Source organism: Micromonospora sp. CA-246542 (assembly GCF_050942905.1).
In the GTDB taxonomy this organism is placed as follows: Bacteria; Actinomycetota; Actinomycetes; order Mycobacteriales; family Micromonosporaceae; genus Micromonospora.
In genome coordinates this window covers 4,843,062-4,867,866 of record NZ_CP192040.1, presented here as the reverse complement: position 1 = coordinate 4,867,866, position 24,805 = coordinate 4,843,062, and the positions used below count along the sequence as shown (strand labels likewise).

Genomic DNA, 24,805 nt, shown 5'->3' with positions numbered 1-24,805 from the left:
GGAGCTAGGGTCATGCGGCACGGCAAGTATCCCTTCGTGGTCGGGTTCCTGTTCCTCCCGGTCACGCTGTACGTGACATTCGTGATCTGGCCGTACGCGCAGGCGTTCCAGATCTCGATGACCAACTGGCGGGGGCTCTCCGCCCCGCAGTGGGTGGGCTTCGACAACTACCGGAGGCTGCTCGACGACGGCGCCTTCTGGAAGGCGGTCCAGCACCACGGCGTACTGCTGCTTGCCCTGCCGCTGATCACGATCGCCATCGCGCTGTTCTTCGCCTTCCTGCTCAACGTGGGTGGCAAGAGCAGCGGCGGTCAACGCCAGGGGGTCTGGGGGGCGAAGTTCTACCGGGTGGTGTTCTTCTTCCCCCAGGTCCTGGCGGTGGCGATCATCGCGGTGCTGTTCCAGATGGTCTACCGGCCGAACGAGTCGGGTCTGATCAACGGTGTGCTGATGAAGTTCGGCCTGGAGCCGATCCTCTTCCTCATCAAGCCGAACCTGGCGCTCTGGTCGATCATCGCGGTGCTGGTCTGGCAGGCCGTCGGCTTCTACGTGGTGCTCTTCTCGGCCGGGATGGCCTCCATCCCGGGCGAGATCTACGAGGCCGCGGAGATGGACGGGGCGACGAAGGTGACGCTGTTCTTCCGGGTCACCCTGCCGCTGCTCTGGGACACGCTCCAGGTCGCGTGGGTCTACCTGGGCATCGCGGCGTTCGACGCGTTCGCCATCGTGGCCGTGCTCTCGGTGGACGGTGGTGGCCCGGACGGCGCCACCACCGTCCTGGCCATGGAGATCTACCGCAACGCGTTCGTCTACTCGAAGTACGGCTACGCCTCCGCGATGGGCGTGGCGCTGTTCTTCCTCACCCTCACGTTCGCGGCGCTGACGCTGCGGCTCACCAAGCGGGAAAGCGTGGAGTACTGATGAACCCGCAGTCGACGCTGCCGCCGACGCCGGCGGCGCTACCGCCGAAGACCGGCGATCCGTCCGCGACCGGCGGCCGGCGGGGCAAGGGCCCTCGTTCGGAGGTACGGCTCTTCGCCAGCCTCGGGCACATCGCGCTCGCCGTGTGGGCGGTGATCGTGATCGTCCCGATCCTGTGGACGTTCCTCGCCGCGTTCAAGAACACCAGCGAGATCTTCAGCAGTCCGTGGACCCTGCCGGCCGAGCTGCGCTGGGAGAACTTCGGCCGGGCGTGGACCAAGGCGAACGTCGGCCGGTACTTCCTCAACAGCGTCTTCGTGGTCGCGTGCAGCACCTTCGGCACCATGCTGCTCGGCTCGATGGCCGCGTACGTGCTGGCGCGTTACAAGTTCTGGGGCAACCGGGCGATCTACTACCTGTTCGTCTCGGGGCTGGCGTTCCCGGTGTTCCTGGCCCTGGTGCCGCTCTTCTTCGTGGTGAAGCAGCTCGGCATGCTGGACACCTACCAGGGCGTCATCCTGGTCTACATCGCCTACTCGCTGCCGTTCACGATCTTCTTCCTGGCCGCGTTCTTCAAGACGCTGCCGACTTCGGTCGCCGAGGCGGGGATGATCGACGGCGCGGGGCACACCCGGCTGTTCTTCCAGGTCATGATGCCGATGGCGAAGCCGGGCCTGATCAGCGTGGCGATCTTCAACATCATCGGACAGTGGGCGCAGTACCAGCTCCCGTTGGTGCTGCTCTCCAACGCCAAGGACAAGTGGGTGCTCACCCAGGGCATCGCCGACATCTCGGTCAACGCCGGCTACGAGGCCGACTGGTCCGGGCTGTTCGCCGCGCTGACCATCGCCATCCTGCCGATGATCATCGTGTACGCGGTGTTCCAGCGGCAGATCCAGGCGGGCCTCACCTCCGGCGCGGTCAAGTAACTCCGGTCACCGCGCGTCGGCGCGGGCGTGCCACGAGCGCCAGAGCGCCGCGTACGCCCCGCCGGCCGCCACCAGATCGTCGTGGCTACCGATCTCGGTGATCCGGCCGTCCGCCAGGACGGCCACCCGGTCGGCGTCGTGCGCGGTGTTCAGCCGGTGCGCGATGGCGATGACCGTCCGTCCGACGAGCACCGCCGCGAGGGCCCGCTCGGTCCGCCGGGCGGTGCTCGGGTCGAGGGCCGCGGTCGCCTCGTCCAGGATCAGCGTGTGCGGGTCGGCGAGCACCAACCGGGCCAGCGCCACCTGCTGGGCCTCGGCCGCGCCGAGCTGCCGGGCGCCGTCGCCGAGCGCCGTGTCCAGACCGTCGGGCAGCGCGTCGAACCAGTCGGCGCCCACCATGGCGAGCGCGGCGCGCATCTGGTCGTCGGTGGCGTCCGGGGCGGCGAACGCGAGGTTGTCGCGGACCGAGCCGATGAAGACGTGGTGCTCCTGGGTGACCAGGGCGATCCGCCGTCGCCGTTCGGCCGGGTCCAGGTCGGTGACCGGGCAACCGCCGATGCTGACGACGCCCTGCCGGGGGGCGTCGATCCCGGCGAGCAGCCGGGCCAGCGTCGACTTGCCCGCGCCCGACGGGCCGACGATCGCCAACCGTTCGCCGGGCCGCACCTCCAGGTCGATGCCGTGCAGCACGTCGGGGCCGTCGGCGTACGAGAACCGCGCCTCGGCCACGACGAGCCGCTCGCCCCGCGACGTGGCCGTGCCGCCGGGCGACTCGGGTGGAACCAGCCCGACCCCGAGCACCCGGGCGTACGACGCGAACCCACGTTGCGCCTGCTCGGTCCACTGCAACAACCGGTCCATCGGGTCGATGGCCTGTTGCAGGTAGAGCGCGGCGGCGACCACCGAGCCGAGGGACACCAGGTCGGCGGAGAGCAGATAGCCGCCGACCAGCAGGACCAGGGCGATCGGCAGGGGATAGCTGGCCTCGACCACCGAGAAGAACACGGTACGCAGCGCGAGTGTCGCCCGGCGGGCCTGCCACAGCCGGGCGACGCGGGCGGTGCCGTACCGGACGCGGTCGTCGGCCAACCGCAGCGCCTCGACCGTGCGGGCGCCCTCGGCGGTCGTGGTCAACGCCTCGGTCAGCTCGGCTGCCTCCGCGCCCTCGGTGAGGTACGCGGAGCTGGCCCGCCGCAGGTACCACCGGGTCGCCGCCACGATCGACGGCAGACCGGCCAGCGCCGCGAGCCCGAGCAGCGGGTGCAGCAGGAACACCGCGCCGAACAGCAACGTCAACTGCACCGAGGCGATGACGATGGTGGGCGCCACGTCCCGGACCGTGGTGCCGACGGTCGCCACGTCCACCGAGCTGCGGGTCGCCAGGTCCCCGGCGCCGGCCCGCTCCACGACCGACACGGGCAGGGCGAGCGTCCGGTCGACGAACTGTTCGCGCAGTTCGGCGACGGCGCGTTCGCCGAAGCGGTGACCGGCGTACTGGGCGTACCGGGCGAGCAGCGCGCTCACCACGACGCAGCCGGCGATCGCCAGGGCCAGTCGATCGACCGTCGCGACGCCCGCGCCGGCCGTGACCCGGTCGACGATGGTGCCCAACAGCCACGGCGGGGCGAGCCCGGCGAGCGCGGCGGCGCTGTGCAGCGCCAGCACGACGCCGACCGCCCGGCGATGTCTGCTGATCATGTCCCGCAGGGCGCGGCGTACGGTGCCGCGATCCGCGACCGGCAGGCGGCTCACTGGTACGCCTCCTCGGCATCGGAGTGCTGCTCGTCGTCGCTGCCCCGGGCCACCAGGTGCCGGTAACCGGGGACGTATTCGAGCAGGCCGTCGTGGGTGCCGGTGGCGGTGATCCGACCCGCGCTCAGGTGCGCGACCTCGTCGGCGCGGCCGAGCAGCAGCGGCGAGGTGGCGAGCACAACCGTGGTCAGCCCGGCCCGCGCGGTCCGTAGCCGCTCGGCGATCCGGGCCTCGGTGTGCGCGTCCACGGCCGAAGTGGGGTCGACGAGGATCAGCACCTCCGGCTCGGCGAGCAACGCCCGGGCCAGCCGTACCCGTTGGCGTTGACCGCCGGACAGCGTCCAGGCCCGGGCGTCCAGCGGGGTGTCCAGCCCGGCCGGCAGGGCGTCGACGATGTCGTCGGCCGACGCGGTCCGCAGCGCGGCGCGGACCTCGTCGTCGTCGGCCCCCGAACTCAGCACGTCGCGCAGCGTGCCGGCGAAGAGGTACGAGTCGTGGTCGGCGACCAGGATCCGGGCCCGGACCTCGTCCAGGGCGACAGCGGTCAGCGGCACGCCGCCCCAGGTGACGTCGCTGGTGACGTACCGGCCGAGCCGGTCGGCAAGCGCCACGGCGTCGGCCGGGTCGTCGGCGGCCACCGCGGTCAGCCGGCCGGCGCGTACCCTGAGCCCGGTCGACGGGTCGTGCAGGTTGGCGGGACCGGTCGGCGCGGGGACGGCGTGCGGGTCGCGGGCGCCGGGGACACCGGCCGGCCACCGGCGGCCCGGCCCACCGACGTCGTCCGGGGCGAGCCGGAGCAGGCCGGCGATCCGCCGGGCGGCGACCCGACCCCGGATGAGCTGGTGACTGCCCTCCAACAGGAACCAGACCGGCACGATCAGCGTCGCCACGTAGCCGTAGACGGCGACGAGCTCGCCGACCGTGACGTCGCCGGTGACGGCCATCCGCGCGGCCAGCCACACCACCGCCGCCAGGAAGAGGCCGGGGATGGCGACCGTCGCCGCGTCGATCCAACTGATCACCGCTCCGACGCGGTAGCCCTCGGCCCGCAGGGCCTGCGATCGGGCCGCGTACCGGCGGGCGAAGAGGTCCCGGCCACCCACCCCGGCGAGCACCCGGAGCCCGGCCACGATGTCGCCGGACCGGGCGGTCAGCGCGCCCTGCTGCCCGCGGTAGACCGACTCCACCCGTTCGAGCCGGCGCAGCAGCGGCCCGACGACGAGCCCGACCGCCGGTATGCCCACCAGCACACAGAGCGCCAGCACCGGGGAGATCGACCAGAGCACCACGGCGATGACCCCGTACGCGACGACCGCCCCGACCCCGGGACCGGTCAGCGTCAGCACCTGCGCCGTCCACTCGATGTCGGACCCGCCGACGGTGGACACCTCACCGGCGGCGGAGCGCCGTGGCAGGGCCGCGCCGACCCGGGACAGGTGACGCAGCAGCACCTCGGCGGAGCGGGCCTTGGCGTCCTCGCGGATGAAGGTCATCGTGCGGTGCCGCATGATCCCCAGGTACGACAACCCCACTCCCGCCACGACGATCGCCGCGACCCACAGGATCAGGGCACGGGAGTCGCGGCCGCGCAGCCCGTCGTCGACGGCCCGGGCGATGAGGTAGGGCCGGACCGACAACCCGACCATCCAGGCCGTGCCGAGCAGGCTGCCGCGCAGCACCCGGCCGGGCTGGCGACGCACCAGCCACCACAGGTACCGCATCGGACCACGGGTGTCGGGGGTGCCAGGGTCGGGGTGCGGGATCTGGACGGGCACTCGGTAACGCTACCGAGCGGTGGGCCGACCCACCGACCCGTTTTCCTGTCGGAGGGGGAAGGCAGAATCACATTCGTGCTGGTGGCGGTGGTGGCAGATGAGCAGGGCGGGGGAGAGCTGTGCCCGCTCGACGCCGCCGGCCGCCCCGCCGGCCCGACCGAGTCCGTCACCGACCTCGCGTCCGCGGTGGCCGCCCGGGAGGCGGTCGCGCGTCCGCGCTGGGTCTGGGCGAGCGCGGGCACGATCTACCCGGCGCTGCTGCGGGCCGGGGTACGGGTCGAGCGGTGCCACGACGTGGAGTTGACCGAGGCGTTGCTGCTCGGGCACGCCGGCCGGTGGGGTGAGCCCCGCGCGCTGGCCGCCGCCTGGGCCCGCCTGACCGGCGGGCCGGTGCCGGCCGACCCACCGCCGCGTGCCGCCGCGCCGCCCGGGCACGGCCAGGGCGCGCTCTTCGACACGCTGCCGGGCCCGCCGGGCCCGGGCCTCGAGGCACTGACCCAGGTGTACGCCGATCAGCTCGCCCGGGCCTTGAGGACCGAGCACCCCGGCCGGTTCCGGTTGCTGGTGGCCGCCGAGTCGGCTGGCGCCCTGATCGCCGCCGAGATGGGTGCCGCCGGGCTGCCCTGGCGCGCCGACGTGCACGACGAGATCCTCGCCGAGCTGCTGGGTGAACCGTCCCCGGTCGGCGGGCCGCCGCGCCGGTTGGCCGAGTTGGCGGCCCGGATCGCCGACGCGTTCGGCGTCCGGCGGCTGCACGCCGACTCCCCGGCCGAGTTGCTCCTCGCGTTCGCCCGGGCCGGCGTGGAGCTGCCCAACACCCGGGCCTGGGTGCTGCGCGGCGTCGACCATCCGGCGGTGCCGTTGGTCCTGGAATACAAGGAGCTGTACCGGATCTGGACGGCGCACGGCTGGTCCTGGCGTGAGCAGTGGGTGCGCGACGGGCGGTTCCAGCCGGAGTACGTGCCGGGCGGGGTCGTCTCCGGCCGCTGGGCGACCCGTGGCGGTGGCGCGTTGCAGATCCCCAAGGTGATCCGGCGGGCGGTGGTGGCCGACCCGGGCTGGCGGCTGGTGGTGGCCGACGCCGGCCAGTTGGAGCCCCGCGTCCTGGCCGCGGTCTCCGGGGACGCGCGGTTGGCGGCGGCGGGTGGGGCCGGCGACCTCTATGCCGCCCTGGCGCGGGAGTCGTTCGGCGGTGACCGTCCCCGGGCCAAGGTGGCGTTGCTGGGCGCCATGTACGGGCAGACCGGCGGGGCGGCGGTGCCCGCGTTGGCGGTGTTGAAGAGCAGCTACCCGACGGCGTTCGGCTACGTGGAGGCGGCGGCGCGTACCGGCGAGGCGGGCGGCCTCGTGCGGTCCTGGCTGGGTCGGACGTGCCCGCCGGGTGGCGTCGGGCCCGCCGACCCGGACGAGGGGCCGATCGACCCGGACGCCGCCGCCGACCGGCAGAGCCCACGCGCGCGTGCCGCGCGGTCCCGGGGACGGTTCACCCGCAACTTCGTCATCCAGGCCACCGCCGCGGAGTGGGCCTCGACGCTGCTGGCCACCCTGCGCGCCGAGTTGGCCGGCGCCGACGCCGAGCTGGTCTTCTTCCAGCACGACGAGGTCATCGTGCACGCGCCCGCCGAGCAGGCCGAGACGGTGGCGGCGGCGGTGAGCCGGGCGGGCGAGCGGGCCACCGCGCTGCTCTTCGGCGAGACTCCGGTGCGCTTCCCGCTCGACCTGTCCATCGTCGACTGCTACGCCGACGCCACCTGAGCGGCCCGGCCGCTGGGTTCGGCAGCGGTCCGTTGCGTAACGGTTGCACTATTTTCCCTTTTCGCCCCGCCACCCGTGCGCGGCTCTCCTCGTTGCAGTGTCCGTAGGAGGGGCCGGCCGGTCACGGTCGGTCCCGTGCTTGAGGGGGCCCAGCTGAACCGGATCGCAGGAATGATCATCGCCGCAGGTGGTGGACGCCGTATCGGCGGTCCCGAGGCGCTGCTGCACCAGGGCGAGAAGCCACTGGTCAACCAGATGATCGACACGATGACCGAGGCAGGCTGCGAGCAGATCGTGATCGTGCTGGGCGCCGCGGCCGACCAGGTCCGGGAGACCGCCGACCTGGGCAAGGCCACCGTGGTGGTCAACAAGGCGTGGGGCACCGGGGTCGGCTCGTCCATCCGCGCCGGCCTGGCCGCGATGGACGACGCGGGCATCGAGGCGGTGGTGGTGGTGCCGGTCGACATGCCGGGCCTGACCGCGGCGGCCGTACGCCGGGTGGCCGCGCTGCCGTACCCGGACGTGCTGGTGTGCGCCACCTACGACGGGCTGCGCGGCTACCCGATGCTGTTCGGCCGCCGACACTGGTCCGGCATCGCCACCCTGGCCAGCGCCGATGTGGGCGCGCGGCCGTACCTGCTGGCGCACAAGGACCAGATCGTCGACATCGCCTGCGACTCGGTGGCCGACGGCAGCCGGGTCGACAGCCCGGAGTTGATGGAGCTCTACGGCCTCACTGTCCCGCCGCAGCGCGTGGGCGTGTAGTCGCACGCCTGACGTCGGCGGGGGCAGCACCCACCTGTCGCCCCTTTGCTCTGCTTCAACCCGCGCAACACCGTGTGTCCGTTATCCGGACACCAGGTGTTGCCTCCGCTGAAGCAGAGCAAAGGGGCCGAACACCCTTGCTGCCGGTCGGTAGACCCGGGCCGACTACTCCGAGAGCTGATCCAACTGGCCGGTGGTGGCGAGGCGGCGGTACCAGTGCGCGCTGTCCTTCCAGGTGCGCTCCTGGGTGTCGTAGTCGACCCGGATGATCCCGAAGCGACGGTCGTAGCCGTAACCCCACTCGAAGTTGTCCAGCAACGACCAGACGAAGTAGCCGCGCACGTCGGCGCCCTGGGCACGGGCCTCGGCCATCGCGCCGATGTGCCGACGCAGGTAGTCGATCCGCCGGTCGTCGTGGATCCGGCCGTCGGCCGACACCACATCGTCGAACGCCGCGCCGTTCTCGGTGATCATCATGGGCTGGCCGGGATGTTCGCGCTGGAGCCGCAGCAGCAGCTCGGTCAGCGCCGGCGGGTCGATGTTCCACCCCATCGCCGTGTACGGACCGGGCTGCGGCAGGAAGTCGACGTCGTTCGCGCCCACCCACGGCGAGTGCGCCGACGCGCCGTGACCGTCGGCGTCCGAGCGCGCCGAGTGCCCGTCCCAGGCGCGGACCAGGGTGCTGGAGTAGTAGTTGACGCCCAGCACGTCCAGCGGCACGGCGGCCACCTTCTCGTCGCCGTGGCGCACGAACGACCAGTCCGTGACAGCGGCCGTGTCGGCCAGCAGGTCCGCCGGGTACGCCCCGTTCAGCATCGGCCCGAGGAACGCCCGGTTGGCCAGCGCGTCGATGCGGCGGGCCGCGTCGACGTCCGCCGCCGCGTCCGAGGCCGGGCGGATGACGTGCAGGTTCAGCGTCACCGACAGCTCGGCGGTCGGCGCCGTCTCCCGGACCACGCGACCGGCCAGGCCGTGCGCGAGGTTCAGGTGGTGTACGGCGGCCAGCGCCGCCGCCGGCTCGGTCCGACCCGGCGCGTGTACGCCGGAGCCGTAACCCAGGTACGCCGAGCACCACGGTTCGTTGAGCGTCGTCCAGGTGTGCACCCGGTCGCCGAGCGCGGCGACGATCCCCGCCGCGTACTCCTCGAAGCGCAGCGCCGTGTCCCGTACCGGCCACCCGCCGGCGTCCTCCAACTCCTGCGGCAGATCCCAGTGGTACATGGTGGCCACCGGGCGGATGCCGCGCTCCAACAGCCCGTCGACGAGCCGGGAGTAGAAGTCCACGCCGGCCTGGTTGAGCCGGCCGGAGCCGCCCGGCTGCACCCGGGGCCAGGAGATCGAGAAGCGGTACGCCGCCAGGCCCAGCTCGGCGACGTGGTCGAGATCCTGCGCCCAGCGGTGGTAGTGGTCGGCGGCCACGTCACCGGTGTCGCCGTTCAGCGTCCGCCCCGGGGTGTGGCTGTAGGTGTCCCAGATGGACGGGCCCCTGCCGTCCTCGCTGGCCGCGCCCTCGATCTGGTAGGCCGCCGTCGCCGAACCCCACAGGAAACTCTCCGGAAAGGCATGTGCCGTCACTGTCCTGCCACCTCCGTCCCGGCCACCACACAGTGGTACGCCGACGATTCACCCGCCACCAGTTCCGCCCTGGCCACGCCGTCGCGGAAACCTACCTCGAACTCCGCGCCGGCCCCCTCACCGGGCGACGGAATCCGTACCCGACGCCGCTGCCCCTCGGCCGGAGCGTAGAGGCACAGGCGGACACCGTCCGCCCAGTCGTAGTCGGGCCGGTCGGAGCGCGCGCCGAACGCGATGACCGCGCCCGGACGGGCGAGCACCGGCAGGCTGTCGAACTCGTGCTTCTCGGTCACCCAGGCCGGACCGGTGAGCTGGGCGCCGGTCAGCAGGTGCGTCCAGGTCCCGGCCGGGACGTAGAAGGTGACCTGACCGTCCGCGCTGAGCACCGGCGCGACCAGCAGGTCGGAGCCGAGCATGTACTGCCGGTCCAGGTGCGCGGCGGCCGGATCGTCCGGGAACTCCACGATCATCGGGCGCATCATGGGGATTCCGTCGCGGTGTGCCTCCTCGGCCGCTGCTGCCAGGTACGGCATCAGGCTGAGCTTGAGCCGGGTGAAGTGCCGCAGCACGTCGACGGCCTCCTCGTCGTACGCCCACGGCACGCGGTACGAGCCGGAACCGTGCAGCCGGGAGTGCGACGAGAGCAGACCGAAGGCGATCCACCGCTTGAACACGGCCGGGTCGGGGGTGCCCTCGAAGCCGCCGATGTCGTGGCTCCAGTAGCCGAAGCCGGACGCCGCCAGGGACAGCCCGCCGCGCAGCGACTCCGCCATCGCGACGAACGTCGCCTCGCAGTCCCCACCCCAGTGCACCGGGAACTGCTGCCCACCCGTCGTGGCGGAGCGGGCGAACACCACCGCCTCGCCCTCGCCGCGCTCGGCCTCCAGCAACTCGAAGACGGCCTTGTTGTAGAGGTAGGAGTAGTAGTTGTGCATCCGCTGCGGGTCGGAGCCGTCGTGCCACACCACGTCGGTGGGGATGCGCTCACCGAAGTCGGTCTTGAAGCAGTCGACGCCCATGTCCAGCAGGACCTTGAGTTTGCCGGTGAACCAGGCGACCGCGTCCGGGTTGGTGAAGTCGACGAGCGCCATGCCGGCCTGCCACTTGTCCCACTGCCAGACCGAGCCGTCCGGGTTGCGGACCAGGTAGCCGGCCCGGCGGCCCTCCTCGAAGAGGTACGAGCGCTGCGCGATGTACGGGTTGATCCAGACGCACACCTTCAGGTCGCGTTCGTGCAGGCGGCGCAGCATCCCCTCCGGATCGGGGAAGGTCGCCGGGTCCCAGATGAAGTCGACCCAGTGGAACTGGCGCATCCAGAAGCAGTCGAAGTGGAACACCGACAGCGGCAGGTCCCGCTCGACCATCCCGTCGACGAACTCGGTCACGGTCTTCTCGTCGTACGACGTGGTGAACGACGTGGACAGCCACAGCCCGTACGACCAGGCGGGCACCCGGGCCGGTCGGCCGGTCAGCGCCGTGTACCGGCGCAGCACGTCCTTCGGGGTGGGCCCGTCGATGACGTAGTAGGTGAGCGACTGGCCCTCGACGCTGAACTGGTTCTGCGCCACGACCTCCGAGCCGACCTCGAACGACACGTGCTCCGGGTGGTCCACGAAGACCCCGTAGCCGGCGCTGCTCAGATAGAACGGCACGTTCTTGTACGCCTGCTCGCTGGCCGTGCCACCGTCGGCGTTCCAGATGTCGACGGTCTGGCCGTTCTTGACGAACGGGCCGAAGCGCTCGCCCAGCCCGTACACCGTCTCGCCGACGCCGAGGGCGAGCCGCTCGTGCACGTGCCGGCGGCCCCGGCCGTCGGTGACGATCCCGACGCTGCGCGCGGTGGACGCGGTGAGCAACCGGTCGCCGTGCCGGAACTGGACCCGCCAGCCGTCGACGAGCGCGACCCGCGCGGTCAGTTCGCCGCTGGTCAGCGACGCGGTGATGCCGGTGATGTCGACGGTGACCGGCTGGTCGTTGTCGGCGGTCAACTCGAAGTGCGGCTCGCGGGGGAGCCCGCCGCTGTGGTGACCGATGGTCACCCCGATGACGCCCGGCGCGGGGGAGAAGAACCGGACGGTGACGACGGGCCGGTTCAAAGTGTCGCCCCGACCGGTGATCTGACCGGCCGGCGCGAAGACGGTGAAGCCGCTCTGGTCCGGCTCGACCGATTCCACCGCGCCGGGGCGCAGCACGCTGACCCCCGGGCGCAGTTGCCAGTACCCGTCGGTGAACTTCACTTCTCGGCTCCTGCCGTGATGCCGCGCGCCAGAGTGCGCTGGAAGATGAGGAAGAAGAGGATGGCCGGCACGAGGCTGATCAGCGCGCCGGCGTTCGTCGTCGGGGCGTCCATCAGACGGTCGCCCTGCAACGAGGCGAGCGCGACCGGGATGGTCTGCGTCTGGTTGTCGATCAGCATGACCAGCGGGATGAGGAACTCGTTCCAGGTCCAGATGAAGAAGAAGATGAGGAGTACGGCCAGGGTGGGTCGCAGGTTGGGGAAGACCACCCGCCACAGCACCGTCCACTTGCCCGCGCCGTCCAGGGCGGCGGCCTCCAGCAGCGAGCGCGGGAAGGTGCCCAGGACCGAGGCCAGCAGGTACGTGCCGAAGGCGCTCTGGATCACGGTGAAGATGATGATCACCGCGAGTCGGGTGTTGTAGAGGCCGACCTCCTTCGCCACGTAGTACAGCGGGTAGATCAGCGCCTCCTGCGGCAGCATGTTGGCCAACAGGAACAGCCCGACGATCCACAGTCGGCCACGGACCCGACCGATGCCGAGGGCGTACGCGTTGAGCAGGGACACGAGGACGCCGAGTACCGCCACGGAGCCGGCGATGAGCGCCGAGTTCCACAGCTTGAGCGGGAAGTCGACCTCGTTCCAGTACGTCCGCAGGCCCTTCGTGTAGAACTCGCTGGGCCAGCTCAGCGGCCCGGCCGACGAATAGTCACCGGGTGACTTGAACGCGTTGAGCAGCATGAACGCGAACGGCACCAGCATGACGAGCGCGCCGACGGTGACCAGGGCGAGCACGACCCAGCGGCTCACGCCGCGGTGGTGCCGGTCGCGGACCGGCCGGCGGACCGGCGTCGGGGCCGGGGTGAGAGTCACGGCCATGTCAGAACCCCCGGTCCCGGCGCTCGGTGCGCGCCTGCCACCAGATGAAGACCCCGGCCACCACGACGATGATCAGTGTGAGCACCGTGGAGATCGCCGAGCCGTAGCCGACCTGGAGCTTCTTGAAGAAGGTGTAGTAGGCGAAGTAGGACGGCACGTTCGTGGCGTTCTCCGGGCCACCCCGGGTGAGCGCGAAGATCGGTCCGAACACCTTCAGCGCCGCGATGGTGCAGGTCAGAGCGACCACGAAGGTCTCCGGCCGGATCTGCGGCAGGGTGATCGCCCGGAACCGGTGCAGCCAGTTCGCGCCGTCGACCTCGGCCGCCTCATACAGCTCCGGGTCCACCCGCTGCAACGCGGCCATGAACACGACCACCGGGTAGCCGATCTGCACCCAGATCATCACCGCCATCACGGCCGGCAGCGCCGTGTCCGGGTCGCCGAGCCAGTCGTGGCGCAGCGCGCCGAGGCCGACCGCGTCGAGCAGGCTGTTGAACGCGCCGTCCGGGCGCAGGATCCAGCCCCACACGATGCCGGCGACCACCACCGGCAGCACCTGCGGGAGGTAGAAGGCGGCCCGCAGGCCGGCGGCGGTACGCGGCTGGAACCGGCGGCCGATGACGTCGAAGAGCACCGAGGCGAGCAGCAGCCCGAGCAGGGTCGGCACCACCACCATCGCGACGATCATCGCCACCGTGTTGCGGAACGAGGCCCAGAACACCTCGTCGTCCAACAGCCGCTGGTAGTTGTCGAACCCCACGAAGGTGGGGTCGCCGATGCCGGACCACTTGGTCAGCGACAGGTAACCGGTGCCGACCAGCGGCGCGCCGATCACCAGGATGAACAGCACCGCCCCGGGGAGCAGGTAGAGCCAGTACGCCGCGTTCCGGCCGCGAGGTCGGCGGCGGGGCGTCGGCGGGGTGGGTGTCGCCGTCGGTGTGGTGGCGGCGACGGTCTCGGAGACTGCCATGGGAGATCCTTCCCGGCGGTACGGGCGGGCGCTCCGGTCGTGCCGGTCGCGCCCGCCGCTCGCCGTGTCACTTACCGGTGATCTCCTTGACGCCATCGGCGTACGGCTTGGCGATCGTGTCGAGCACCTGGTCCGGGGACTTCGAACCGTTGATCAGCCCCTGGAAGCCGCCGACGAGCACGTCGTAGTAGCCGGGCACCGGCCAGTCCGGGTAGAAGGCCAGGCCGTCGGACTTGCTGACCGTGTTGAAGTCCTCGATCAGCTTGCGGTCCTTCGGGTCGCTGATCTTCGAGGCGTCGGCGGCGATCGGAACGCCACCGTTGTTGCCGATCAGGTCCTGAATCTCCGGGCGCAGGGTGATGTCGATGAAGTCGTACGCCAGGCTCTTGGCCTTGCTGTTCGACGGCACCACCCAGATGTTGCCCGACGACCCGGCGTTGAGGGTGTTGCCGGGGAAGAGGAACGTGTCCCAGTTGGCCTTCATCTCGGTCTTGAACCGGCCGTACCACCAGCTACCGGAGACGATCATCGGGGTCTTGCCGGCGATGAACGCGGTGCCCATGTCCTCGGCCTTGAGGCTCGCCGAGTTCTTGGCGACGTAGCCCTTGCGCACCCACTCGGCGAACGTGTCCGCGCCGTACTTGAGCGGGTCGGCCTTGAAGTCGACCGGATTCTTGTAGAGCTGGTAGTTGTCGACGAACTGCCGGTCGGCCTTGGAGAGCGCCAACTGGTAGAAGAGCTGCCCGGCCGGGTACTCCGCGCCGGCCATGCCCAGCGGGGTGATCTTCTTGCTGACGAAGGTGTCCATCGCGGCGGTCATCTCGGCCAGCGTGGTCGGCACCTTGACGCCGTTGCGGTCGAACAGGTCCTTGTTGTAGTAGACGGTGACGTACTCGCCGTAGTTCGGCACGCCGAACCAGTTGCCCGACCCCATCACGCCCTTGTCGCTGTACCGCGCGGTGGTCTGGAGGCTGGGGCTGAGCTTGCCGGCCCAGCCACGCTTGTCGGCCTCGGCGCTCAGATCGGTGAGCAGACCCTGCGACGACAGCAGGCCGGCCGTCGCGTTGCCCTTGTTGTACTCCATGATGTCCGGGCCCTCGGACGAGTTGATGATCATGCCGGCGTTCTGCTGGATCTGCTCGAACGCCTTGCGCTCGAAACGCACCTCGACGCCCGGGTGCTCGGCCTTGAAGATCTCGATCGCCTTGTTCCAGCCGACCCCCATCGCGCTGTTCTCGCTCTCGTAGTGCCAGAGCTTGAGGGTCTTGGCCCCGCTGTCGTCCTCGCTCTCGCCGCCGCCGCAGGCGGCCACGGTGGTCGTCGCGGTCGCCGCCAGGGCGATCGCCGCGACGATCCGGCGAAATCGCTGCATTGCTATCCTCCTCGTTGAGTATCGAGCCCGGTATCTCACTGGGCCCGTCGTCGCGTTGCCGCGCGGCGGCGGGCCGTTTTTACTGGTCAGCCCCCATGGGGTCGCTCTGCTCGTGGTGCCGCGGTCGATCCCCGGACCTCCAGCGAGCAGGGCAGCAGTTGCTGGTGGCGCTCGTCGCCGGGGCCGTCCAGGTGGCGTACCAACGCCTCGATCGCGATCCGGCCCAGGGCCGACCCGGGCGAGGTCATCGCGGTCAACGCCGGGGTGGCCAACTCGGCGACCTGCGGCGAGGTGACCATCGAAACCAGCGACACGTCGTCCGGCACCGACAGTCCGCGCCCGGTCAGCTCACCGAGGATGCCGAAGAGCGCCGTCTCGTTCATCGCCAGCAGGGCGGTCAGCTCCGGGGCCCGGGCGAGCGCGGCGGCCAGAGCCGCCCGCCCGCCGGCGGCGCTGTCCTCGGCCGGGATCATGATCGGTTCCAGGCCGTGGCCGGTCATGGCCGTGACAAACGCGTCCCGGGTACGCAACGCCGGGCCGTAACCGCTGGCCAGCGTCGCCGCCGAGTGATTGACGTAGACGATCCGGCGGTGCCCCAGCCCGACCAGGTGCGCGACGGCCTCCCGCACGGTCTGGTCGAAGTCGATGTCGACGAAGGACAGCCCGGTGGCGTCGCCGGTACGCCCGATCAGCACCAGCGGCACCCCCGCCTCCTGGAGCACGGTGACCCGCTCGTCGGCGAGCTGCACCTCCATCAGCACCACGCCGTCGAGCATCCGCTGACTGGCCAGCCGTCGAAGGTCGTCGAGGTCGCCGCCGCCGACCGGCGAGAGCACGAGGTGGTAGCCGACCGCGCTGGCCGCCGCGGCGGCACCGGTGACGAACGCGGTCTCGGTGGCGCCCAGACCACGCTCGTCCATCGGCATCAACAGACCCAGGATGCGGCTGCGCCGGCTGGCCAACCCCCGGGCCATGGCGTTGGGCTGGTAGTCCAGCTCGGCCATCGCCGCGAGCACCTTGGCGCGGGTGGCCTGGGAGATCGGCCGGGTGCCGGTGAGCACGTACGACACGGTGCTCACCGAGACCTGCGCAAGGCGGGCGACGTCGTGCATCGTGGCCACCAAGCACCTCCTCCGGCCTGGAGTGGAACCGCTTCCGGATGATCGTCGAAGCGTTTCGACGAAACGTTTCGACAGACGCTAGGTCACGTGTTACGGCACCGTCAATAGCCGATGTCGAAAAGAAGTCAGGCGTGTAGCGGCACGGTCGGGCAGGCGCCCAAGGCGGCAAGTTCACCGATATTGCTGCGTCCCGCGCGTCTGAGGCAGCAATACCGGTGATGTTGTGAGGATCTTGGCGCGGGGCGCGGGGCGCGGGGCGCGGGGCGCGGGGCGCGGGGCGCGGGGCGCGGGGCGCGGGGCGCGGGGCGCGGGGCGCGGGGCGCGGGGCGCGGGGCGCGGGGCACGGGGCGCGCCGATCTTGCACTTTCTGCGCCGACAAATTGCGCAAACACCAACACTTCGTCAACCGCAAGTGCAAGATCGCGCGAGTGGTTGGGTCCTTCCTGGCCCTCCGGGCCAGCCTCGGCATGATCGCGCTCGATCCAGGATCTAGTGCTCTCGGAGCGACGGGGAGGCCACTAGATCCTGGATCAAGCACGATCTTGACGTCGGCGACGTCCCTCATCGCGTCGATCTTGCACTTTCTGCGGCGACATAGGTCGCGAAACGGGGCGGATCGGCATCCGAAAGTGCAAGATCGACGCGGCCGGGCCGGGCCGGGCCGGGCCGGGCGGCGGAGGGGGCTATACGTCGATGTTGAGGCGTTGTAGGACTGAGGGCGCGATCAGGCCGGCGGTGGCGAGGACCACGACCACGGTCAACACGGCGCGCAGGACGACGACCTCGGTCTTGCTGCCGGTGCGCAGCGCGATGCTGTTCGGGAGGCCGATCATCGTCCACATGCGGCGGCGGATCGGAATCGGCCAGAGGATCGGTACCCCGGCCCTGGTGATCATGTCGCCGAGGATGTGCACGAGGCAGCCCACCCCGACGGCCGTGCCGATCAGCGGATAACCCCGTCCGCCCGGAAGGTTGGCGAAGGTGAACCAGGCCGCTCCGGCCGACGCGAGCGTCACGATCACCCAGCCGGCCCGTTCGGCCCACTCGTCGAAGAGCCCGCGCAGGGCCAGGCCGAACATGAAGAACAGGATCGTGATCACCGCCCACTTGCCGTACGCGGCGCAGAGCGCGGTGGTGCCCCAGCCGACCAGCAGCGTGAACGGGAGCGTGTGGGTGAGCGTCCGGTGCCCGTTGTTGCGACGCGGGTCCTTGCTGAGCTTCGTCGCGTAGTAGACGCCGAGTGAGATTTTCTCCATCACCTCGGCCACGAAGAGCGAGAAGACCCCGAACGTGCGGGCGACGGTGGCGCCACCCTGGTTGCGGGTCACCTTGCCGGACAGGTCGAGGTCGGGAAAGAGCGCCCCACCCGCGCACACCGCCGTGCCCACCGCCAGCGCCAGAGGCGACTGGTGATAGTCGGCGAACTGGTCCAGCGCCCAGGACCCGGCCAGCCATACCGCCGCGCCGGACAGCGCGTGCGACGGTCCCATCATCTTCGGCTCACCCTCCCCAGGGATCTTGAGCGCCAAAACTACGCCACTGTAGCCAGCACCGGTGTCGCAGGGGCGTCAGTTGAGGTGTCCACAGCGGACAGTGTCAGAGGGTGGGCGTGAAGCTCTGCCGGATCATCACGAAGTATGCCGCGTTGACCTGCCAGTCGAACTCCTTTGTCAACCACGAGACGGTGTAGGCGTGTCCGGCGGAGGTGTTGGCGAGCAGCCGGATGCTGTGCACCCGTTCGCCGGCGGCGTTCTCCCAACTGCACTCCCAGAGGGCCCCGCCGTCGAACACGTCCAGCGCGGAGATGTCCAGCTTGCGGTAGCCGGGGAGCGCGTCGGCGGCGACGAGCCGCTCCTCCTGGGCCCTCAGGTGGGCCAGCGGATCGGTCCGTGCCGGTCCCGCCTCGACGCTGAGCACGCGCGCCCCGCTGGGCTCCCGGAAGCAGGTCACCGCCCCTTCGGTCCAGCGTGCCCAGCCCACCGGGGCGGCGATGCGGAAGCCGGTCGGGTCGGTGTGCCAGGTCCAGCCGTCCCGTAGCCCGTACCGCGCGTCCTTCGGTGGTGGGGTCGAGGGCACCGGCGTGGCCGTCGGTGGCGGGGGCGTGGCGCAGGCGAACGCGGCCGGTCGGGTCGCGGTCGCGCCGCCGCCGGAGCCGGACGGTGGCGTGCGGTCGTCCGGGCGGTGCAGCAGCGCCGCCGTGACGCCACCGGTGACGAGCAGGGCCACCGCGGTCGCCGCGCCGCTCCATGCGATGACCCGTCCGCGTCGGCCCACGGCGCGGTCCGCCGGGCGGTGGACCGACGTCGCCGCGTCCGGCGCGGGATCGGGAGCGCGGACCGGGGCGGACGCGGCGGCCCGGGCCGCGCCGCGGACCGCCGCCACCGCCGTGGACCGTGCCGGCGAGGGCTGGTCGTGGTCGGCCGCCGCTGCCGCCGCGCGCAGCAGCGGCTCGGCCTCGGCGGCGGTCAAGCGCCGCCAGGGATCGCGCTGCAAGAGGCCGCTGATCACCGGGCGCGGGGGCCGGCCCGGCGCATCGGATCCGGCGGCTCGGTGGCCAGCGCGCTGAGCGTCGCCATCGCGCTGGACCGGGCGTACGGAGACTGCCCCTCGACCGTCGCGTAGAGCGTCGCGCCCAGCGACCACAGGTCGGTACGCGGGTCCGACACGCCGTCGCGCGCCCGCTCCGGTGCGACGAACTGTGGGGAGCCGAGGACCAGGCCCGGGCCGGTCATCGCCCCGTCGCCACCGTCGAAGGTGGCCAGGCCGAAGTCGGTGAGCACCACCCGCCCGTCATCGGCGACCAGCACGTTGTGCGGCTTCACGTCGCGGTGCAGGACACCGGCGGTGTGCGCGGCCCGCAGCGCGGCGAGCACCGCAAGCCCGATCTGGGCGGTGCGGGTGGGGTTGAGCGGACCCTCGGCGTTGATGATCTGCTGCACCGACCGGGATGCCACGTACTCCATCACGATCCACGGGTTCTCGCCGTCGTGCACCACGTCGTACAGCCGGACGACGTTGGGGTGGTTGAGCCGTGCGGCGGTGCGCGCCTCGCGTAGCGTGCGCAGCCGTAGCTCCGCCCGCTCGGCCTCGGCCAGCCAGGCCGGCGGCACGACCTCCTTCACCGCCACGTCCCGGTGCAGCATCTCGTCGCGGGCCAGCCACACCCGGCCCATCCCGCCGGTGCCGACCAGGTCGAGCAGCCGGTACCGACCCGCGATCAGCAACTGCTGCACGGTCGCTCCCCCTCGGTCACCCTGAGTTACACGATAGCCACCGTCGCCGTTTTTCTCATCCGCTGAGCGGCCTCGATCCACGCCGGACGGGGGGCCGGGCAGGGCCATACGGCGCAGGTCAGCGGGGTGGTCGGAAACTCTTTCGCACAGTGGCCCAGTCCCCGTCGGCGGTGTTCCAGTCGCGGTCGTCGGTGATCCAACCCAACGTCCAGCGCGACTCACCCACAATCTGCTGCCGGGCGTGGATCCGCGGGCCGTCCGGGGCGTCCCACCGACACTCCCACTCCGCGCCGGTGTCGCCGGGGGCGAGCCGGATCTCGTCGTAGCCGGGCAGCGCGCCGGCCCGAGTGGCCTCGTCGCGGGCCGCGCGTAGTCGGGTCATCGGGTCGGCAGCGCCGCCCTCGGCGACGCTCAACGCCCGGCCGGTGGCCGGGTCCTGGAAGCAGGCCACCGTGCCCTCCCGGGAGTAGTACCAGGTCGCCGGGACGGAGACCCGGAAGCCGGTGGTGTCGGCATGCCACACCCATCCCGGTGGCGGCCGGAACCGCTCGCCCGCGGCGGGTGACCCGACCGTGACCGGCGCGCCGACGATGTCCGGGCGGACACAGGGAAACGGCGGCGGGGGCACGTCGCGGCCCCCGGGCGGCGGCCGACCCGGGCCGCCGCGGTGCGGGCCGCCCCGGTCGTCGCCGTACTCCCCGTCCGGCCCTCGACCGTCGTCCACCTGTCCGGCGGTCGGGGTGGCGGTCGGCCCGGCGGTGTCGGTCGGGGCGTCGCCGGCCACGGCCAGCGCGGTGCCCACCCCGGCGGCCGCCGCCACGAGCAGTGTCGTGATGACCAGAGCGGCCCGCCGGGCCGCTGGCCGGCGGGCCGCTCGCCCCGTCGTGCTGATGGCGGCGTCCGGCGGGTACCGGACGTCCGGTTCGCCGCTCGGGCGATCATCGAGGGGAGCGTCTCCGGGTGGGTCGACGCCGGAGCCGATCGCGTCGGGCACGGGCTGCGGGGTGGTGGAGTGGGCGACTTCCCCGGAAGTGGACGAGATGCCGGTCGGGCCCGCGGCGGTGGCGAGCAGCCGGCGGGCCTCGTCGTGGTCGAGACGGTCGTGGGGGTCGCGGCGCAGCAGCCCGTCGAGCACCGGCGCGAGCGGACCGGCATGCGGGGCCGGGTCCGGTGGACCGGCGGCCAGCGCGCTGAGGGTGGCCATCGCGTTGCTGCGGGCGTACGGGGAGCGGCCCTCGACGGCGGCGTGCAGGGTGGCGCCCAGCGACCACAGGTCGGCGGCCACCGTGGAGACTCCCTCGGCGGCCCGCTCCGGGGCGACGTACTGCGGGGAGCCGAGCACCATCCCGGGGCGGGTCATCGCGCCGTCCCCGCCGTCGAAGGTGGCCAGTCCGAAGTCGGTGAGCATTACCCGGCCGTCGTGGGCGACCAGCACGTTCTGCGGCTTGATGTCGCGGTGCAGCACCCCGGCCGTGTGCGCGGCCTCCAGGGCGTCGAGCAGGGCCAGGCCGATCCGGGCGGCGCGGGCCGGCTCCAGGGGCCCTTCGGCGTCGAGGACGTCCTGCAGGGTGCGCGACGGGACGTACTCCATCACGATCCACGGACTGCCCTCGACCTGGACGACGTCGTAGAGCCGGACCACGGCGGGGTGGTTGAGCCGGGCCGCGGTGCGCGCCTCGCGCAGGGTGCGCGAGCGCAGCTCGGCCCGCTCGTGGTCGGCCAGCCAGTTCGGCGGTACGACCTCCTTGACCGCGACCTCGCGGTGCAACATCTCGTCGCGGGCTCGCCAGACCCGACCCATGCCCCCGCGGCCCACCAGGTCGAGCAGCTGGTACCGACCGGCGATCAGCACCTGCGCACGCTCCTCCTCAGCCGCTGTCCGGTGTACACCCTAACCAGCGGATCGGAAGGCACCTATAGGTCGTCCGACCCAGGGCCTGTTTCATAAGAACTGGTCGGCCTGCGGCGGGCCCGGACGACGCCCGGCGGCGTTGCGGGGGCGTCCGGATACAACACCGGTATCCGGACGCCCCCGCGCCTTGCCGGATCGCCGCCCGGACTCCGCCTCGGCTCGACCGCCCTTACGAAACAGGCCCTACCTCAGCAGGCGGCGTGGTCGGCGGCGGCGAGCAGATTGCCCTCCGGAATGGCGATCCGGTTCCGTCCGCCGGCCAGTCGGGCGGCGGCCCGGCGAGCCTGGAGTGGGCCGTGTTCGCGCCGGGCGGCGGCGTAGCTGGCGGCGGTGCGGGCCGCGATGGTGGCCCATCCGTAGCGCTCGCCGACCATGGTCCGGGCCCGTCGGGCGACCCGTCGGGCGAAGACCTCGTCGCCGAGCAGTCGGTCGACCGCGCCCGCGAGGGCGACCGGGTCGCTGTGCGGGAACGTCACGCCGGTGACGCCGGGCTCGACGATCTCGGCGAGGCCGCCGGTACGGGCCACCGCGAGGGGCGCTCCGGCCGCCGCGGCCTCCAGGGCCACCATGCCGAACGGCTCGTAGAGGCTGGGGACCACCGTCGCGTCGGTGGCGCCGAGCACCGCCGGCAGTTGGGTGGCGTCGAGGAAGCCGGTGAAGCGGACGGTCGAGCCGAGCGCCAGGCGACGGGCCTCGGCCTCCAACTCGGGGCGGTACGGGCCGTCGCCGGCGATCACCACGCGCAGCCCGGGGTGCCGCTCGCGCAGTCGGGGCACCGCGTGCACGAGGTGCTGGACGCCCTTCTCGTAGACCAGCCGGCCGGCGTACCCGACCAGGGGACCGTCCGCGGCGAAGCGGGCGCGGGCCGACGCGACCGCGCGTGGTCGGGCCCGCCAGGCCCGGTCGTCGACCCCGTTGGGGACCACGTCGACCAGCCCGCCCGGTACGTCGAACAGCGCGCTGACCTGGTCGCGCATGTAACCCGAACAGGTGATCACGCGGGTGGAGGCCCCGCTGAGCCAGTGTTCGACGCCGTGGATGGTGCGGTTCATCTCCTCCGGCAGCCAGCCCTGGTGCCGGCCCGCCTCGGTGGCGTGCATGGTCGTCACCAGCGGCAGGTCCAGATGCTCGGAAAGGGTCACGGCGGTGTGGGCGACGAGCCAGTCGTGGGCGTGGATGACGTCGTAGGCGCCGGCCTGGGTGGCGCGCAGGGCGGTGCGGGTGAGGGTGTGGTTGAAGGCCATGGTCCAGGCGAGCAGCGAGCCGGTGGCCAGGGGGAAGGCAACGGGGTCTTCGGGGGCGCGCAGGATGCGGACGCCGTCGGCGTACTCCTCCAGGGGTGCGCCTTCGGCGTGGCGGGTGACGACGGTGACCTCGTGGCCGGCAGCGGCCAGGGCGACGGACAGGGCGTGGACGTGGCGGCCGAGGCCGCCGACGAGCACCGGGGGGTACTCCCACGACAGCATCAGGACCCGCAGTTGGCGGGCGGGGTTGATGTCGATCACGTGGGCGTCGGGTGACATGCGGCCCCCTTTGAGTTGTCCCCGGGCGCGCGCCGACCGACACCGGAGTCGGTGTCGCCGTCGCGTCTGGATCGGGGCCAATCCTGCCGGGGCCGAGATAACCAGCGGAGACACCGCCGTTGCGGTCGTGTAAAGCGCTACTGGCCTTTTCGGCGCACCCGCAGCAACTCGGCCACCGACCACGCCTGGAACGGGCAGCCGGTCGCGGAGTGCGGCGCGACACCGTCGGCCGTCTCACTTACCGATCCTAGCCCATATTCGGTCAGATGGGACTCAATGCCAATCAATGCGTCATCGACTGGCATCTTGCCCCGACGGGTGGCGTCCACGTACGGGCCGAGCAGCCACGGCCACACCGTGCCCTGGTGGTAGCCGCCGTCCCGCTCGGCCGGGCCGCCCCGGTGGCGACCCACGAACTCGGCCGCGTCCTCCGCGAGGCTGCGCGGCCCGAGCGGGGTGAGCAGCCCGTTCGCGACCCGGCGCAGCGTCGCCTCGTCCGGCTCCAGCGGCGCGAACGGCAACGACCAGGCCAGCAACTGGTTGGGGCGCAGCGCGTCGTCGTCGTGCAGGGCGGCCCCACCCAGCGGATACGCCGGCGCGGGCGCGTCCAGCACGTCGTGCAGCCAGCCGGTCGGGGCCGGGAACCGCTCCCGGAACGAGGTGGTGGCCCGCCCGTGCAGTCGCCACAGCTCGCCCGCGTCCTGCCCGGCCAGCTCGGTCAACTCGGCGAGCCCGGCCAGCCCGTTGATCCACAACGCGTTGACCTCGACCGGCTTGCCCGTACGCGGGGTGACCGGCACGCCGTAGACCCGGGCGTCCATCCAGGTCAGGGCGGTGCCCGGGGCGCCCTGGGTGAGCAGCCCGTCGGCCGGGTCCACGGCGATCCCGTACCGGGTGCCGGCGATGTGCGCGTCGATGACCCCGCGCAGCGCGGGCAGCAGCTCGTCGCCGAGATCGGTGTCGCCGGTGACCGTCACGTGCCGGCTCACCGCGTGCAGGAACCAGAGGGTGCCGTCGACGGTGTTGTATTCCACCCGGCCGGTGTCGGCCGTGTTGGCGAGCATCCCTTCGGAGAGGGTCGCCGCGTACGCCCGCAGCAGCTCCCGCCCCTCGGCGGCCCGGCCCGTGCAGAGGAACAGCCCCTCGTACGAGATCATCGTGTCCCGCGACCAGGCCCCGAACCAGGGATAGCCGGCGACCACGTCGACCGCCGCCTGCCGGGTGCGGACCACGAACGCGTCGGCGGCCAGCGCCAGCGTCGCGTCCACGTCGTCGGCCGGCTTCGCCGTCGCCACCACCTGCCGGTTGCGTCGCCGGGCCGTCGCCACGATCTCGACGGCCGGCGGCGGCTCCTCGTCCAGCGGAGCGGCCCAGGCCCGCACCGACACCGTGTCACCGGGGCGTTCCAGCTCGCCGGCGAAGCGGCCCGCGTACCAGACGTCCTCGTCCGGGTGCAGGCCCCGGTTGGCCTCCTCGCGGTGGTGCACGCCCAGCCACCACTGCCCCTCCGGCGCCCACCCGGGGCCGGCCAGCCGGTACGCGCCCTCGACCACCGCGCCGTCGGCGACCGTCTCGACCTGCGGCGTCGGCCCGTCGGCCCGCCGCTCGCCGTGCGCGTCGCGCCAGGTGCAGGCGGCGGACAGCTCCAGCCGGACCGGACCGCCGGCGACCAGCCGGTGCACCACGGCCACGCAGGAGCGGCCGGGCAGCATGGCCAGCTCGCGTTCGATGACGACCGCGCCGATCCGCCACCGCCATCGGGGGAGCCCGTCGACCAGCTCGAAGCGCTCCAGCAGCTCGAATCCACGCGGGTCGACGTCGCCGGAGGACCACTCGTGCGCGCCGAGACGTACCCGTGCCCCGGACGGCAGGGTGACGGCCGGGTCGAGGCTGACCAGTCCCACCTGGCGGGACGCTGGCGTATCGCCGGGCACCACCAGAAGGCCGTGGTACCGGCGGGTCCGCAGCCCGCCGACGGTGCCCATGGCGTACCCGCCGAGGCCGTCGGGCACCAGCCACTCCCGGCTGGACGCGCTGGTCAGGTCGCCGCAGACCTGCGGACCGAAAATAATGTCGATCAACTTTCC

At 72.1% G+C, this 24,805-nt stretch carries 17 protein-coding genes and 1 pseudogene; 4 read left to right on the top strand and 14 right to left on the bottom strand.

The window, feature by feature from the left end; all coding sequences use genetic code 11:
• The first annotated feature begins 12 nt into the window (after positions 1-12).
• On the top strand, positions 13-921 hold the full coding sequence (locus ACQP0N_RS22460; protein ID WP_357128190.1) for a carbohydrate ABC transporter permease: 909 nt from the start codon (positions 13-15) through the stop codon (positions 919-921).
• Complete coding sequence (locus ACQP0N_RS22455) at positions 921-1,850, top strand: carbohydrate ABC transporter permease (protein WP_355052757.1); 930 nt, start codon at positions 921-923, stop codon at positions 1,848-1,850. Before ACQP0N_RS22460 ends, ACQP0N_RS22455 begins: the two co-directional genes overlap by 1 nt.
• A gap of 6 nt (positions 1,851-1,856) precedes the next feature.
• On the opposite strand, the gene ACQP0N_RS22450 is transcribed toward ACQP0N_RS22455, so the two are convergent.
• The gene (locus ACQP0N_RS22450) at positions 1,857-3,548 is read right to left on the bottom strand and encodes an ABC transporter ATP-binding protein (protein ID WP_433121748.1); all 1,692 of its coding nucleotides are present in this window, start codon (positions 3,546-3,548) and stop codon (positions 1,857-1,859) included.
• 50 nt (positions 3,549-3,598) lie between these two features.
• Positions 3,599-5,323 carry an ABC transporter ATP-binding protein gene (locus ACQP0N_RS22445; protein WP_433121746.1) on the bottom strand — a complete coding sequence of 575 codons (1,725 nt, stop codon included), beginning with the start codon at positions 5,321-5,323 and terminating at the stop codon, positions 3,599-3,601.
• Between the two features lie 129 nt (positions 5,324-5,452).
• On the opposite strand from ACQP0N_RS22445, the gene ACQP0N_RS22440 reads away from it, so the two are divergent.
• Together ACQP0N_RS22440 and ACQP0N_RS22435 are read left to right on the top strand one after the other, a co-directional pair.
• Positions 5,453-7,132, top strand: a complete 1,680-nt coding sequence (locus ACQP0N_RS22440) for a bifunctional 3'-5' exonuclease/DNA polymerase (RefSeq protein WP_433113880.1) — start codon at positions 5,453-5,455, stop codon at positions 7,130-7,132.
• Positions 7,133-7,303: 171 nt separating this feature from the next.
• Positions 7,304-7,897, top strand: coding sequence for a nucleotidyltransferase family protein (locus tag ACQP0N_RS22435; protein WP_355052788.1), 594 nt, complete (start codon positions 7,304-7,306; stop codon positions 7,895-7,897).
• A 165-nt stretch (positions 7,898-8,062) separates the two neighbouring features.
• Here ACQP0N_RS22435 and ACQP0N_RS22430 read toward each other — a convergent pair whose 3' ends face one another.
• The 12 genes and pseudogenes from ACQP0N_RS22430 to ACQP0N_RS22375 all read right to left on the bottom strand — a co-directional run bounded on the left by ACQP0N_RS22430 (position 8,063) and on the right by ACQP0N_RS22375 (position 24,799).
• Positions 8,063-9,472, bottom strand: a complete 1,410-nt coding sequence (locus ACQP0N_RS22430) for a GH1 family beta-glucosidase (protein ID WP_433113878.1) — start codon at positions 9,470-9,472, stop codon at positions 8,063-8,065.
• The gene (gene yicI, locus ACQP0N_RS22425; RefSeq protein WP_433113876.1) at positions 9,469-11,709 is read right to left on the bottom strand and encodes an alpha-xylosidase; all 2,241 of its coding nucleotides are present in this window, start codon (positions 11,707-11,709) and stop codon (positions 9,469-9,471) included. Before yicI ends, ACQP0N_RS22430 begins: the two co-directional genes overlap by 4 nt.
• Positions 11,706-12,587: a carbohydrate ABC transporter permease gene (locus ACQP0N_RS22420; protein ID WP_355052760.1), complete on the bottom strand. Its 882-nt coding sequence runs from the start codon at positions 12,585-12,587 to the stop codon at positions 11,706-11,708. Before ACQP0N_RS22420 ends, yicI begins: the two co-directional genes overlap by 4 nt.
• Position 12,588: 1 nt before the next feature.
• Positions 12,589-13,557 (bottom strand): carbohydrate ABC transporter permease, encoded by a 969-nt coding sequence (locus ACQP0N_RS22415; RefSeq protein ID WP_433113874.1) that lies wholly within the window; start codon positions 13,555-13,557, stop codon positions 12,589-12,591.
• Positions 13,558-13,624: 67 nt separating this feature from the next.
• Complete coding sequence (locus ACQP0N_RS22410) at positions 13,625-14,929, bottom strand: ABC transporter substrate-binding protein (RefSeq protein WP_355052762.1); 1,305 nt, start codon at positions 14,927-14,929, stop codon at positions 13,625-13,627.
• An 86-nt stretch (positions 14,930-15,015) separates the two neighbouring features.
• Positions 15,016-16,041 (bottom strand): LacI family DNA-binding transcriptional regulator, encoded by a 1,026-nt coding sequence (locus ACQP0N_RS22405; protein WP_433121744.1) that lies wholly within the window; start codon positions 16,039-16,041, stop codon positions 15,016-15,018.
• Positions 16,042-16,733: 692 nt separating this feature from the next.
• Positions 16,734-17,543 carry a metal-dependent hydrolase gene (locus tag ACQP0N_RS22400; RefSeq protein WP_355052763.1) on the bottom strand — a complete coding sequence of 270 codons (810 nt, stop codon included), beginning with the start codon at positions 17,541-17,543 and terminating at the stop codon, positions 16,734-16,736.
• A 103-nt stretch (positions 17,544-17,646) separates the two neighbouring features.
• Positions 17,647-18,000, bottom strand: a complete 354-nt coding sequence (locus ACQP0N_RS22395; RefSeq protein WP_433113871.1) for a hypothetical protein — start codon at positions 17,998-18,000, stop codon at positions 17,647-17,649.
• Between the two features lie 323 nt (positions 18,001-18,323).
• A pseudogene (locus ACQP0N_RS22390) lies at positions 18,324-19,283 on the bottom strand (serine/threonine-protein kinase); the annotation flags it as partial.
• Between the two features lie 118 nt (positions 19,284-19,401).
• The gene (locus tag ACQP0N_RS22385; RefSeq protein ID WP_433113869.1) at positions 19,402-21,135 is read right to left on the bottom strand and encodes a serine/threonine-protein kinase; all 1,734 of its coding nucleotides are present in this window, start codon (positions 21,133-21,135) and stop codon (positions 19,402-19,404) included.
• A gap of 248 nt (positions 21,136-21,383) precedes the next feature.
• A complete protein-coding gene (locus tag ACQP0N_RS22380) occupies positions 21,384-22,718 on the bottom strand; it encodes a glycosyltransferase family 4 protein (RefSeq protein WP_433113867.1) in 1,335 nt (444 codons plus the stop codon).
• Positions 22,719-22,855: 137 nt separating this feature from the next.
• The gene (locus ACQP0N_RS22375; protein ID WP_433113865.1) at positions 22,856-24,799 is read right to left on the bottom strand and encodes an amylo-alpha-1,6-glucosidase; all 1,944 of its coding nucleotides are present in this window, start codon (positions 24,797-24,799) and stop codon (positions 22,856-22,858) included.
• Positions 24,800-24,805: the final 6 nt, after the last annotated feature.